This is a genomic window from Gardnerella vaginalis ATCC 14018 = JCM 11026 (assembly GCF_001042655.1).
Lineage (GTDB): Bacteria > Actinomycetota > Actinomycetes > Actinomycetales > Bifidobacteriaceae > Bifidobacterium > Bifidobacterium vaginale.
In genome coordinates this window covers 656227-670059 of record NZ_AP012332.1, presented here as the reverse complement: position 1 = coordinate 670059, position 13833 = coordinate 656227, and the positions used below count along the sequence as shown (strand labels likewise).

At 37.3% G+C, this 13833-nt stretch carries 13 protein-coding genes and 1 tRNA gene; 11 read left to right on the top strand and 3 right to left on the bottom strand.

Annotated elements, in window-relative coordinates; all coding sequences use genetic code 11:
• Window positions 1-60: 60 nt before the first annotated feature.
• From GAVG_RS02520 to GAVG_RS02470, 11 genes are all read left to right on the top strand, one after another.
• Entirely contained in the window at window positions 61-1215 is a 1155-nt protein-coding gene (locus GAVG_RS02520; RefSeq protein WP_009994214.1) for an AAA family ATPase, read from the top strand.
• Window positions 1212-2246 carry a DUF58 domain-containing protein gene (locus tag GAVG_RS02515; RefSeq protein ID WP_009994213.1) on the top strand — a complete coding sequence of 345 codons (1035 nt, stop codon included), beginning with the start codon at window positions 1212-1214 and terminating at the stop codon, window positions 2244-2246. Before GAVG_RS02520 ends, GAVG_RS02515 begins: the two co-directional genes overlap by 4 nt.
• Window positions 2247-2258: 12 nt before the next feature.
• Window positions 2259-2792 (top strand): hypothetical protein, encoded by a 534-nt coding sequence (locus GAVG_RS02510; RefSeq protein ID WP_004115388.1) that lies wholly within the window; start codon window positions 2259-2261, stop codon window positions 2790-2792.
• Window positions 2789-3979 (top strand): vWA domain-containing protein, encoded by a 1191-nt coding sequence (locus tag GAVG_RS02505; RefSeq protein ID WP_004115392.1) that lies wholly within the window; start codon window positions 2789-2791, stop codon window positions 3977-3979. The genes GAVG_RS02510 and GAVG_RS02505 overlap by 4 nt, the downstream gene beginning before the upstream one ends.
• Window positions 3976-5013, top strand: coding sequence for a vWA domain-containing protein (locus GAVG_RS02500; protein ID WP_009994210.1), 1038 nt, complete (start codon window positions 3976-3978; stop codon window positions 5011-5013). The genes GAVG_RS02505 and GAVG_RS02500 overlap by 4 nt, the downstream gene beginning before the upstream one ends.
• Window positions 5010-5624 carry a DUF6466 family protein gene (locus GAVG_RS02495; RefSeq protein WP_009994209.1) on the top strand — a complete coding sequence of 205 codons (615 nt, stop codon included), beginning with the start codon at window positions 5010-5012 and terminating at the stop codon, window positions 5622-5624. Before GAVG_RS02500 ends, GAVG_RS02495 begins: the two co-directional genes overlap by 4 nt.
• A gap of 118 nt (window positions 5625-5742) precedes the next feature.
• On the top strand, window positions 5743-5943 hold the full coding sequence (locus GAVG_RS02490; protein ID WP_009994208.1) for a hypothetical protein: 201 nt from the start codon (window positions 5743-5745) through the stop codon (window positions 5941-5943).
• Between the two features lie 5 nt (window positions 5944-5948).
• A complete protein-coding gene (locus GAVG_RS02485) occupies window positions 5949-7619 on the top strand; it encodes a PGAP1-like alpha/beta domain-containing protein (protein ID WP_009994206.1) in 1671 nt (556 codons plus the stop codon).
• A gap of 69 nt (window positions 7620-7688) precedes the next feature.
• Window positions 7689-9131 carry an adenylosuccinate lyase gene (gene purB, locus GAVG_RS02480; protein ID WP_009994204.1) on the top strand — a complete coding sequence of 481 codons (1443 nt, stop codon included), beginning with the start codon at window positions 7689-7691 and terminating at the stop codon, window positions 9129-9131.
• Between the two features lie 28 nt (window positions 9132-9159).
• Window positions 9160-11595, top strand: a complete 2436-nt coding sequence (locus GAVG_RS02475) for a lysylphosphatidylglycerol synthase transmembrane domain-containing protein (protein ID WP_009994202.1) — start codon at window positions 9160-9162, stop codon at window positions 11593-11595.
• Window positions 11596-11884: 289 nt separating this feature from the next.
• Window positions 11885-12166 carry an HU family DNA-binding protein gene (locus GAVG_RS02470; RefSeq protein ID WP_004112617.1) on the top strand — a complete coding sequence of 94 codons (282 nt, stop codon included), beginning with the start codon at window positions 11885-11887 and terminating at the stop codon, window positions 12164-12166.
• Between the two features lie 151 nt (window positions 12167-12317).
• Here GAVG_RS02470 and GAVG_RS02465 read toward each other — a convergent pair.
• The 3 genes from GAVG_RS02465 to GAVG_RS02455 form a co-directional block, all read right to left on the bottom strand.
• A tRNA-Arg gene (locus GAVG_RS02465) sits at window positions 12318-12391 on the bottom strand.
• Window positions 12392-12530: 139 nt separating this feature from the next.
• The gene (locus tag GAVG_RS02460; protein WP_004112616.1) at window positions 12531-13199 is read right to left on the bottom strand and encodes an ATP-dependent Clp protease proteolytic subunit; all 669 of its coding nucleotides are present in this window, start codon (window positions 13197-13199) and stop codon (window positions 12531-12533) included.
• A 6-nt stretch (window positions 13200-13205) separates the two neighbouring features.
• Complete coding sequence (locus GAVG_RS02455) at window positions 13206-13817, bottom strand: ATP-dependent Clp protease proteolytic subunit (protein ID WP_004112615.1); 612 nt, start codon at window positions 13815-13817, stop codon at window positions 13206-13208.
• Window positions 13818-13833: the final 16 nt, after the last annotated feature.

Genomic DNA, 13833 nt, shown 5'->3' with positions numbered 1-13833 from the left:
AAAGATTATTTAAAGTAGTAAAATCATCTAAAGTAGTAAACATCAGTTAGAATGAAACGCATGGCATTATTCCCTCCACAACCAAGCAAACAAAACGATAACGCTAATACTGGCGTATTTAATCTTCCTCCACAACCACGTGCAGTTACACCTAACAATACAATGGTCAGCAATACAATAGCTAATCAAATTGTTGACTCTATAAATCAACCAGTATCTGCTGGTGTTTCTAATGAAGATATTAAACGAGCTCAACAGATCGCTGATATTCTTCGTTCTAGGTTTGCACAAACACTTGTTGGGCAAGATTCTCTCAGAGAATCACTTATTTTAACTCTTGCTGCTGGAGGACATATTCTTATTGAGTCCGTTCCTGGATTGGCTAAAACCACAGCGGCTCAAACTCTTGCTACAGCAATGTCTGGAAGTTTCAAAAGAGTGCAATGCACTCCTGATTTAATGCCAGCAGATTTGGTTGGAACACAAGTTTTTGACTTCGCTTCTCAAAGATTCACAACACAAATTGGACCTATTCACGCTAACGTAATTCTTCTAGATGAAATTAATCGTTCTAACGCAAAAACACAATCCGCTATGCTTGAAGCAATGGCAGAAGGCGCCACAACTATTGGTGGAGAACGCATTAATCTTCCTCAGCCTTTTATGGTTATCGCTACACAAAACCCTATTGAAGAAGAAGGAACTTTTAATCTTCCAGAAGCACAAATGGATCGCTTTATGATTAAAGCAATTATGTCGTATCCTTCCTTCAACGAAGAAGTTAGTATGCTTAAGCTTTTAACCAATAGAGGCAGCGACGTTTTCAATCCAGAATCTTTAAATAATCAAAAGATTAGCCTTCAGGATGTCACTTTCTTAAGATCGGCAACTCGCAGAGTACATGTTTCGGAAGCAGTTATGAAGTATGCAGTAGATATTGTTGCAACTTCTAGAGGAGAAGGTAGTCACCCTCTTAAAACTATTTCTTCTCTAGTTAGAATGGGCGCAAGCCCTAGAGCTTCTATCGCGTTAATCCGTATCGGTCAGGCACAGGCTCTTCTTGCTGGAAGGGATTACGTAATACCGGAAGACGTTAAAAAGTTTGCTCATGATGTTCTTAGACACAGGATTCTTCTTACTTTTGAAGCTTTAGCTGATTCTATTACAAGTGATCAGATTATTGACGCAATAGTGAAAACGGTTCCTGCACCATGATCTTTGCAAATCCGTTTTTTACAAGAATGTTAAAATCTTTTACAAAATCTGATTTTGTGGTACAAGATACTAAAAGAAGCTTATTAGTTTCAAATTCTGCTAAAAAGATTAGGCGAAAGATTGAAGAATTAGATAATCGTCTGAATTTACCTGTAGCCAAAAAATCGTTGGGTGTTTTTGAAGGAGAGCATCCGTCCAATCATAACTTTGGAAATGGTGATTTAGTTGACATTCACTCATGGCAGCCTGGTGATGAAGCTAGAATGATGAACTGGAAAGCTAGCGCTAGACTTGGCGAGCCAATGGTCTCTTCTAGAGAAAGAAACTGTTCTTCTAAGACTTGGATTCTTGTAGATTCTAGCGCGAACATGAATGCTTCATGTTCTTGTAATGGACTTAACGAGTATTTGTACGAGGCAGCTTCTAATTCAGCGTGTTTCTTTGCGTCTTTAAGTATAAAACGTAACGATTCATTAAACTGCGTTTTATTTGACGGTAACGATATTATAAAGATTCCTTCATCTAGGAATCTTCCTGATTTTGAACGTAATTTGGATAAAAATATATATAAAACACGTAAAAAACTTAGAGATACAAATACGATCATAAATTTTGCTAATTCAATTAATCAATCACGCGGATTAATAGTAATTATCACGGATGAATATGCAATTTCGTCAAAACATTTTGATGATTTGCAAAAAATTTCAAGACTACACTCATTGATCGTGGTAACAATATGTCCAATTAATCCATTTAATTCATATAAAGTTACGCCAATAATTGACGGTACAACAATGCGAGAAATTCCAGCATTCTTAAAAGATGATTCTTGCGCTAAAGAAGTTAATACACATAGAGCTTTTGTCAATAACGCATTGCACGAAATTCTAAATAACACAGGATCATCGCTTATACGCGGTTCTTCTAGTGAACAAATATTCCATTCTTCGACGAAATTTATATCGAAAGCTACCTTACAGAGTATGTTTTCTGGCGCTAAAAGCAATAAAGATTTACGCTTGAGTTAGTGGGGTAAGTCGATGAGTATTCTTGATGTTAATAAAATTCTAAACGATGATTCAATGCTATTTGCATTTATTGGCTTAAGTCTAATAATCGCATGCGCTGCTTTCGTAGTTCTATATGCTGCAATTTATAAAATAAACACTAAAGGGGATTCTAAGCAAAAAGTTAAAAATGCTGCTCATACATTGAATGCAAATAAACAAGAATGGCGTAAAAAGATTGATTTAGTGGTAAGCCAATATCATGAAAATAAAATTGAGAAAGATCAGGCTTTTGCAAAATTAGCGCAAATAGCTAGACAATATGTTTCCATAATGAGTGGCGAAAACATTAAATCGCATACACTTGGAGAAATCAGTTCACTTAGAAAATCTTGGAAAAACACTCATGGAGCAGATCTTTTAAGACAAACAATCGCAGCATTATATCCTCCTGAATTTGCAGATAGCACATATAATAATCAAGCTAAAAATACAGATGTGGATCAGGGTGCAAGATGGGTTCTTATTCTGCTAGAAAGTTGGAAAACAAAGGAGAATAAAAGATGACATTCTCCACATTATCATTCTCAACATTATGTAACTGCCAAATATATAATTATTCAACACTCGTTTCATCTATTTTCTCTATGCGACTTAAATGGCCAATAGTCCTGTTTTTTGGTGTTTTAGCAAGCGTAATAATTCTTATAACTGTATTAGTGATTAGCGAGGTTAAACGACACAACTTAAAGAATCATTCGTACAATTCAAAAAACATTTTAGAATCAAGCTTTTTGAGAACATTTACTTTAGACGAGGATTTGCAAGGAAGTTTATGTGCTAGAAAATGGAGACTATGGAATATTCTTCGCAAATTCTCTTTTATAATGCTTATCCTAGCTCTTATATGCACTACAATTCTCAGCTCTAGACCTTCAAGAGTTTTAAACGCAAACGAACAATCAAGCTCTAGAGATATTGTTTTATGCTTAGATGTTTCTGGATCTACTCTGCCGTATGATTTGGAAGTTATTAACGCTTATTTGAAATTTGTTGAGCATTTTCAAGGCGAGCGCATTGGTTTGAGTATTTTTAATTCAACTTCTAGAACTGTTTTTCCTCTTACAGACGATTATTCACTTGTTAAAAAACAGTTGCAGTACGCTTCTAAGCTGTTGGATGGAGTTCAAACACAAGACAAAATCGACAATATGCAACAAAAGCAGTATCAGCAGATTTCCACGTGGCTTGATGGTACGCAAAACCGAAAAGAAGCAACATCGTTAATTGGCGATGGTCTTGTTAGTTGCGCTGCAATGATTCCTGGAGTTGTATATGGTTCTTCTAGCAACTCCCAAAAACCTCATAATCGTCTTAATCGTAGTGCATCTATTGTTTTAGCTACAGATAATGTTGTTTCTGGGAAACCAGTTTACTCTCTTAAGCAAGCTTTAGATCTAACAAAACGAGCTAATATTCAAGTCGATGGATTGTATTCTGGATCTACTCAAAGCGAAAATGAGAACACTACTAATCAGATGCGTGAACTTATTGAAAAAAATGGTGGCATTTTCTTAACTCAGCATAATTCTGATTCTGTTTTAGCTTTGGTACGTAAAATTGAACAGCAGCACACAATTATGCAAAAGGACTCTACACAATCTGCTTTAAGCGACGATCCTAGTATTGCAACAATATTTGCGGTTATTTTTGTAACTCTCTGGCTTATTTCAGCGAGAAGGATAAAACGATGAAAATATCTTTTAGTTGGATTTCGCTAGTTGCTATTGCAATTCTTGGCATTTTGGCATTATATGAAATTTTCCCAATTAATCGCAAAAACCTTAGTTCGGACGAAACAATTTATATGAGGGTTCGAAGAGTGTTGATATGCATTCTTCTAGCTATTTGCGCATTATGCCCTTGTGTTATGAAAAGCACCTTGCAACGCTCTCTTAATGCTACAAATGTTATATTTGTTTTAGATGTTACTGGCTCTATGAATGTTAATGATTCTAAGGATTTAAACAACAACACAACCACTAGGTTTAATTCTGCAAAACAAATAATAAAACAAATTACAAATAATTACATAAACGCAAGTTTTACTGCTATTAGGTTTGGAGCGTCTTCTAGTGTTGATGTTCCACTTACGCCAGATTCTAATGCAATTGAAAATTGGGTTGATACTATCAACACTGAACCTGTTGGAGTTTCAAATGGAACTAGTTTGGATGCTCCCCTAGATAAAACTCTTCTTGAAGCTAAGGCAATTCATGACGCTCATCCGCAAGACGTTACAGTTTTATATTTAATAAGCGATGGAGAAGAAACAACTTCTAGAAAGCGTAGAACATTCTCATCTCTACGCGGATACGTGAATCATGCTTATGTTATTGGCGTAGGTTCTAAAAATGGCGGGAAAATCCCAAATACCACCACTAAGCTAAATGATTTAGATGATATAAATTCTACAGATTCTTCTACAAAACAATCTGGTAAATGGATTATTGACCCATCTACTGGAAAACCTGGAATATCTAAGATGGATCCGCAGAATCTTAAGAATATAGCTGATGAGGTTAGTGGAAAATATGTTGACTCTAGCAAAAATCACTCTATTGGATTAGAAGCAAAAAATATTCTTTCTAAACAATGGAGACAGAACAATACTGTTAAGCCGAGACTTAGACCTGAGCCAATCGTTTGGCCTTTTGCTATTCTTGCAAGCATATTGATTCTTTGGGAATTATCATGCTGGATTACAAAATCAAGGAAGCTTATATGATTAGCAGAATCACACCTAAGTCACTCCTAAGATTTTCTCTTGTTACTTTATCTTCTATTGTTATAGCCTTATGCGCTATATCAGCTTATTTGTCTATTACTAATCTTAAAGCAGAATCAACGTATAATTCTGCCACAAAATCACTAATAAATAACATAAAAGCGTCAAAAAAAGTTGATGCAGATAGAGAAATATTGCTCGTATCTCAAAAACAGGTTGATGATCAATTTAGCGAAGCAAAATCGCCATACACTATTCTTTTACCTCACATAAAAAATAGTATTGAGCACAACGCACTAATATCTAAAAGACTTACTAGATTCTTACAAAAACAAATTGATGAAGATAAAAAAAATACTGATTCTAGTGCACAATCCAACTATAATGACCGAAACCAAAAAAATAATTTGCAGGACAAATCTGGGAATTCTAGTTTAAGCGATTCTCAAAAAAAGAAGGTCGAAGACTTATTAAAACAAAACAATCAAAAAGATCAAGACCAGAATCAAATAAACCAATCCGAAAAAGATTACAGCAATAATGATTCAAATAGTAAGTCCGGAAAAATAAAGTCTTCTAAACAAGAAGATTCAAGTAACAAGCCGTGGTAAAGGTAATAAAAAAATATCTAATAGAATATAAACCCTTATATTTCAATATTTTGGAACCTTTAACCACATTAAAAGATTTTTCGTGACTATTTAAAAAACATTGTGTGTAATACTTTGTATGCATACATTTAATAATTATTACTGGCTGATAGCAAGAACAGAACAATGTTCTAACAGCGTGCTTGGCGAAGCACATTCAAATACTCTTAAAGATTGGCATGGAAAAGCCGCAAACGCGTTCAATGAAGAAATGTTTAATGCTGCCAAAAAAGCATGCGAAATTGGCTCTATTAACTCAAAAATCAACTTATGGAGGTGAATTTAATGCCTTGGAGAGTTAAATCAACAATAACAGGTGGGAAAACCATTAGCGTAGCTGATGCTAGCGAATACAAAACAAAATCCGCAAAATTACAAGAACTATCCAACGATTTCCACTCGTTAAGCACAAGCTGGATGCAAGCTGCGATGCAGATTGAAAGCCAAAAATCATCTGTTTTCTCTGAAAATAACAAAAATTTTAATGGTTATTTTAACGACGATTCTTTACAACCGCTATTGGATCCTGCAGAATGCAGAATAAAATCAAGCCAATGCGAATCGTTATCAAATAAACTTGATGAATTATCTTCTCTAATAATCAGAGCAAATAATCTATATGCTAACGCAGAATACAAAAATAGAGAAAACTTAGATAATCTTGTATCGATTGGTACAAGTATCTTTCCTATTACAGCAGTACCATTCTTTGCAAGCGTAGGATTTAGCATACTTTTAGATATGACTCAAAAAAGCGGTATGAAAAACTTTTCTAAATGGAGTCATGAAACTGCACCAATTCAACAAGGCTTTATTAGAGGCTTTTCTAAGCATTTTCTAATAAACCCCGTAACGGGAATTCCTGTGCATTTTATTTCTAGTATTCAAGAAAGAAATTCAAATAAGCATTCAAACGATCCAGTTTCTAAGCTTGCAAGTGCATTAAGCTTGTTTAGCGCAAAAATCAACGATGCAAAACAAGGGAATAATCTTAAAGTAATAAAAATTAGATTACCTCACAGAGAATATTCAAAAATATTTCATTACAGAGGAAGTAATATTAGTCAAGCTCTTGGAAATCTAACAGATCTTTCAAATGGAAACCTTGGCGTAAAACCGCCTAAAATAAACGCAGATGCAGCAACAATAACAATACAACGCTTTAAGAAAAAAGACGGTAGCATATCTTGGCTTGTTACAATACCTGGAACAGATGGCAAACCAAAATCTCCTTTTGGATGGCCACAAAACGCAGAAGTTATGAGTAGTTCTAAAAACGTAAGACAAAATGCAGACAGCACAAGAATGGTTATAGAAGCCATGAGAAAAAGCGGAATTAAAGCAAAAGACTCAGTTATTCTTGTTGGACATTCACAAGGAGGAATTGTAGCTGCAAGCATAGCTAGCGATTACTCAAAACAATACAACATAAAACACATAGTAACTGCTGGATCTCCAATAGCAAACCATCCAATACCAAATAAAACTTGGGTCACAAGCATAGAAATGGAAGACGAACTAGTTCCTACCTTAGATGGCGCATCTAATCCAAATAGAAATAATTGGGTTACAATACATGGAACTGCAAAGAAAAGCGCTACTGCTCACAATGGCACAATCGCCCCTAAAACAGCTCATAATGCAATATACAATTCACTTGTTGTAAATGGAATAAAATCGCAAAACAAAAATAAAGAAAATAATAAGAAAAACAATAAACAATACAGAACTAAAAGTTATAAAAATGAAAAACTTTTTGAAAAAGATGGAATCTTAGTAAAAAATGTACCAGAAGAAGGAACGCTCACACATGATTTGAATTATCATAAAGCAGCTTATGAAGACGCTCATCAACTTGGATCTAAAGAGATACGAATGCAAGAAGAGCATTTTAGAAAAACACTAGGTGACGAATTAGAAGAAACAACACTATGGCAAGGAATTATGAGCCATTAACTATGCGCCATTAACTAATAACCGCTCAAAACACCTAGTAGTTTCATGCCATGCTGTAACCTTTAAAGTATGAAGCTTACTGATATTTGCCCTGCTATTGCTTTGACTCCGCTAGACGGAAGATACCACAATCAAACTGTTGATCTTGTAGAATTTCTAAGCGAACCAGCCTTAAACCGCGAGCGCATGCGCGTAGAGGTTGAATGGATGATCCTTTTAGCAAACGGATACAAGGGAAACGGATTCAAAACCATTGTAGACGGCGTAAATCCTTTAATAGATGAAGAATGCGATTATTTGCGTGCAATTCCAGAAAATTTTGGAGCAGAAGGAATAAAACGCCATGCAGCTCACGAAGCTATAACACATCACGACGTTAAAGCTGTTGAATACTACATTGACGACGAGTTAGACAAAGCAGAGCAAGTATTAGGGCATAAAACCCAGCTTAGCAATCTTAAAACATTAGTTCATTTTGCATGCACGAGTGAAGATATAAACAATCTTTCTATAGCGAGGTGCGTAAAAAACGCGGTTGAAAACGTATACACGCCAAATTTGAAAGCTATTGTTGATTACCTAACCCAAAAAGCACAAGAGTATAGAGATATGCCAATGCTATCTCTCACTCACGGTCAGCCTGCCACTCCTACAACTTTAGGTAAAGAGCTTGCAGTGTTTGTTTATAGACTAAATCGCCAGCTAAAACACCTTAACTCCCAAGAGTATCTTGGAAAGATAAATGGTGCTACTGGAACTTTTGGCGCTCATCTTGCTGCTTTCCCTAATGTTGATTGGCTTAGCGTTTCTAAAGAATTTGTAGAAAATAGAATGGGTCTTTGCTTCAATCCTCTTACAACGCAAATCGAAAGCCACGATTGGCAAGCAGAGCTTTATAGCACAGTAAGTCACATTAATCATATTCTTCACAATCTTGCTGTAGACGTGTGGATGTACATTTCTCGCGGAGTTTTTGTACAAGTTCCAGTTAAAGGAGCTACAGGATCTTCCACAATGCCTCACAAAGTGAATCCTATTCGATTCGAAAACGCGGAAGCAAATCTTGAGATTTCTTGCGCACTTTTCGACACTCTTTGCGCAACACTTACCGAGAGCCGTTGGCAGCGAGACTTAACAGATTCAACTACTCAACGAAACGTTGGTTCCGCATTCGGTTATGCTCTTCTTGCTTTGAACAATCTTCTTGGCGGCTTAAAGTCGATTCATCCAAACACGCAAATGATGAGCGAAGAGCTTAACAGCAATTGGGAAGTTCTTGGAGAACCAATCCAAACTGCTATGAGAGCTCAAGAAATTGCTGGCGTAGAAGGAATGGAACGCCCATATGAGCAGGTTAAAGAATTAATGCGCGGTCATAGTATTTCTAGACAAAATGTTGAAGAGTTTATATCTTCTAGAAACTTTGATAGAGAAACAGCAAATAGGTTGAAAGCTCTTACACCAGAATCTTATACTGGTATTGCATCTAGGCTGGTTGATTTTATTCGATAATTTTATTTAATAAATAAACGGTGTGTTTATGCAATCGCAAGTAGAAGAAAATTTGGTTATTAATGACACGAGGCCTAAATTAGTTCGTAATTGGGCTGACTTGATTTACGCGATTATATCTATTGCACTAGGAACTGCGGTTGTGCTGTTTACAATGTGTTTTTCTGGCACAACCGCAGGCGTAGAGCACGATGCAAAAAATGCTGGAAAAATTATTGTGTGGATTGTAACTGGATTACCATCTTCTCTTTTCCAGCAAGCAATTACAATCGCCATAGTAGCTAGCGTAGTAATTTCTATGATTAACGCAAGACGTTGGATTGACACAACGATATCTACACTAACCTTGCTATTAACATATCCTCTCGTATGGTATATTTCTTATCTTCTCACTGCTTTAAATAATGCTCCACTATTTACATCATTTAACTCAATTTCCAGCAGTCACGGTACTGAATTATTGCCAGACATATACGCGGTAATAGTTGCTTTTTTAACCGTTAGTGGACCTAGACGAGATAGTAAAGTCGTAAGAATATCTTGGCAAGCATTAATAATTGCTTCACCTATACTAATAGTCACATCATGGCATTCACTAACAGGTGTTTTAACATCTTGGTGTATTGGTCGCGCTATAGGTACAATAATCAGATTTATTAAAGGCACTCGCAGCAAAGGTGCTTGGGGAAAAGATATAGTTGACGCATTAGAAAATATTGGAATTACTCATCTTGTTCAATTAAACAGACGTACACTAACTACAGACCATAATGGTGTTCTGAAATCTAGCCTTGATGACGATCTGATTGAAAATTCAAGGCTATACGATGCGATTGATATTCATGGAACAAGATACGTGATTTCGGTTCTAGATAATCAGGTTCACTTGCCAGGATATCTAAATCAGCTATGGCAATGGATTAAGCTAATAGATATACCAGTTAGACGAGATCGTTCTGCAAGACACTCCATACATCATCATCTTTCAATGCTTCTTGTTCTTAGGAGCTTGCACTTAGCTACAGCAAACGTTTATGGAGTAACAGATTGTGGAAAATCTTCAATAATGGTATTCCACACCGATAATGTACTTGTGCCATGCAATTTAAACACGCTTACAATTAAAGATGCGGAAAGACTTATGCGCTACCTCGATATTGCAAACAATCGAGGAATAACACATAGAAGAATAAGCCCAGAAACACTTGCAAGGCTAGAAGATGGAACTCCGGTTATTGCAGGATGGCAAAATGGTGATGTTGCTAGCGACGACACCAATATTGCTTTAGACAAAGTACAACTGTTATCAATAATCGCAACATGCATTGATACAAGTAGCGCTATAGACGCTGCTATGAATACTTGGGGCGCAGATAAGCTAGCTCAAATAATGCCTTTTATGCAAAAAGCTGCTATTCCTTCATCAACTAGAGCATTAACGTCTTGGAATAAGAAATTGTTTGAAGAACTTAAAACTAAGCTAGGTGAAAAGGTATGCGAGCACACAGATGACGAAGATTATGATACAGTGCGATTAGCCCGTTTTAATATTAGATTCTTCGTTACGCTGATTCTTATTGTTGCAGCTCTGGCTGCTATTGCAACACAGTGGCATCCTCAAGAAATTGTATCTGCTCTTAAACGCGCGGATACATTAATGGTTCTATTATGCTTTGCATTCAGCTTGCTAGCTTGGGTAGGTTCTGCGATTACAGTTGGATCTTTTATGGACGATTCACGCCCTTCTGCTGGCGTTCTGTTTACATCACAAGCTGCTTCTGGGTTTACAGCTGTTTCCATGCCAGCTGGCGTAGGACCAGCCTTTGTGAACATGCAAATTATAAAAAAGAATGGGTATTCGGCTGCTCAAGCCACAGCCATTACAAGTGCAGTTTGGCTTTTACAAGCACTTGTTACAGCTTTAGTTATGTTCTGCGTAGGCATTTTTACTGGTAAAAATGTGCTTTCTGGAATGATTCCTACACACATGCTCATAACAGTAATAGGAATAGTAACGCTAATCATATGCACTTTTATGATTATTACACCTATTCGAAAATTTATACGTAAAAGATATCTTCCTATTCTTTCAGATTATGGTAAACAGATTAAAGAGCTAATAAGTAGCCCTAAACAGCTCATTAAAGGCACTGTAGGCGGTCTTATTCTTGTTTTTGCAACAGGACTGGGATATTGGGTAGCTCTTCTTGCTTTCGGCTACTATGCAAACCCTTGGGAAACAGTGCTACTGTTCCTAGTTGCCAATACTGCTGGTTCCGCTGTTCCTACACCAGGTGGATTGGGAGCTGTTGAAGCTTCACTTACTTTTGCTTTTACCTCAGTTGGAATTCATCCAACTATCGCATTATCTGCTACCCTACTTTACAGACTCATGTTCTACTGGCTAAGAATACCAATAGGCGCTTTTGCTATGAAAAGTCTTAGTAACCGCGGATTAGTTTAGACCATGTAACATATGCTTAAAAAGCTAGACAGCTTAGTATGGTCTGCTTAAAATCTTGAAAAACCAACTTTCTTATTATATAAGATTATTTAGTTGATAATAGTATAAATAAACCTATATAAGGCATTTCTACGATTTTAAAGTATTTTATCAAGCAAAAAATCTAAAAAATCGTAAAAAAATCTCGGAAAAACGGCGAAAAACCGCGCATTTGTAGGGAAAATGTATTAATATCTATGAGTGAAAGTGGTCTTTGGAAGAGAAGGCCCCTAACACAAAGGATGCTTGTATGGCATACAACAAGTCTGATCTCGTTTCGAAGATCGCTCAGAAGTCCAACCTTACCAAGGCACAGGCCGAGGCCGCTGTCAACGCATTCCAGGATGTGTTCGTTGAGGCTTTGCAGTCTGGTGAAGGCTTGAAGCTCACTGGCCTGTTCTCCGCTGAGCGTGTAAAGCGCGCTGAGCGCACTGGCCGCAACCCACGCACTGGCGAAACCATTAAGATTCCTGCATCTTACGGTGTTAGAATCTCCGCTGGTTCTTTGCTCAAGAAGGCAGTTACTGAGTAGGTTTAAACGATAAGCGTAAGACTTACAAGCAAACGAGGAACGCTCCCAATTTTGGATTTGTTCCTCGTTTTTTTATACCTAATATGATTTTGTATGCGTTAAGCGGAAAACAGAATAAAAAAAAACGCGGTGAAAATCACCGCGCCACCTGTGCGCCAGACAGGATTCGAACCTGCAACCTTCTGATCCGTAGTCAGATGCTCTAATCCGTTGGGCTACTGGCGCATGTTTCCGAAGCCTTAGGAAATCGTTCCCTTGTTTTCGGCAACTTGACTAATATACAACCATATTCACAAAAACACAACCCTTGGCGTGTCGCCAAGGGTTGCAGCTAAAACATAAAAATCTAAAAAGTAAAAACTACTTAAGACCTATGTTCAAGAACTTCATCTACCATACCGTATTCTTTAGCCTGAGGAGCTGTAAGAATCGTATCCACCTCAATATCTTTACGAATACGCTCAATATCCTGACCAGTATGCTTTGCAAGAGTGGATTCCAACCATTCGCGCAAACGCAACATTTCCTTAGCCTGAAGCTCTATCTCAGTAGCCTTACCAAAATCCTGACCCATAGCAGGCTGATGAATAAGAACACGAGCATTTGGCAGAATCATACGCTTACCAGCAGAACCAGCTGCAAGCAAAATCGCAGCAGCCGAAGCAGCTTGCCCTAAACACACCGTTTGAACATCTGGCTTAATATACTGCATAGTGTCGTAAATTGCCGTCATAGCTGTCATAGAACCGCCTGGAGAGTTAATGTACATCATTACATCCCTATTTGGATCCATGCTTTCTAGAACCAAGAGCTGAGCCATAATGTCATCAGCAGAAGTGTCATCAACTTGTACACCCATGAAAATAATACGATCTTCAAAAAGCTTAGTGTACGGATCTTGAGTTTTCATACCATAAGGAGTCTGCTCGCCAAATTGAGGCAAAACATAACGATTCGTAAACACACCACTGGTTTGACCAAATCCACCCAAGCGCTGGGCGCGTGCAACAAACTTTGCTTCTTCACTTGCCATATAAAATCACTCCTCCCCACGCATAGAAGCTGGAGTGGTGACAATCTTATCCACAAAACCATACTCCAAAGCCTGCTGCGCAGTAAACCAATGATCATACTCATTGTCACGGTAAATTTCTTCAACTGTATGACCAGTCTGCTGCGCAGTAAGCTCAGAAAGAGTCTTCTTCATATCCATAATTAACTCAGCATTAATACGCACATCAGTTGCAGTACCGCCAACGCCACCAGAAGGCTGGTGCATAAGAACACGTGCATGAGATGTAATAAAACGCTTACCAGGAGTACCAGAACTCAGTAAGAACTGACCCATAGAAGCAGCCATTCCCACAGCAATAGTAGCCACATCTGGCTCAATAAGCTGCATAGTATCATAAATCGCCATTCCTGCCGTAATAGACCCTCCAGGCGAATTTATATAAAGCCAAATATCTTTTTTAGGATCTTGCGCAGCTAGCATAAGCATCTGTGCACAGATGATATTAGCATTTTCATCCTTGACTTCAGAACCAAGCCAAATAATACGATCCTTTAAAAGTTGATTAAAAATCGAATCCATTGGATTTTGTGGCTCCCCTTCTTGCATAATGGGAGAAGCCGTAAACAGCTCAGTCACCTTATCTCCTTACAAA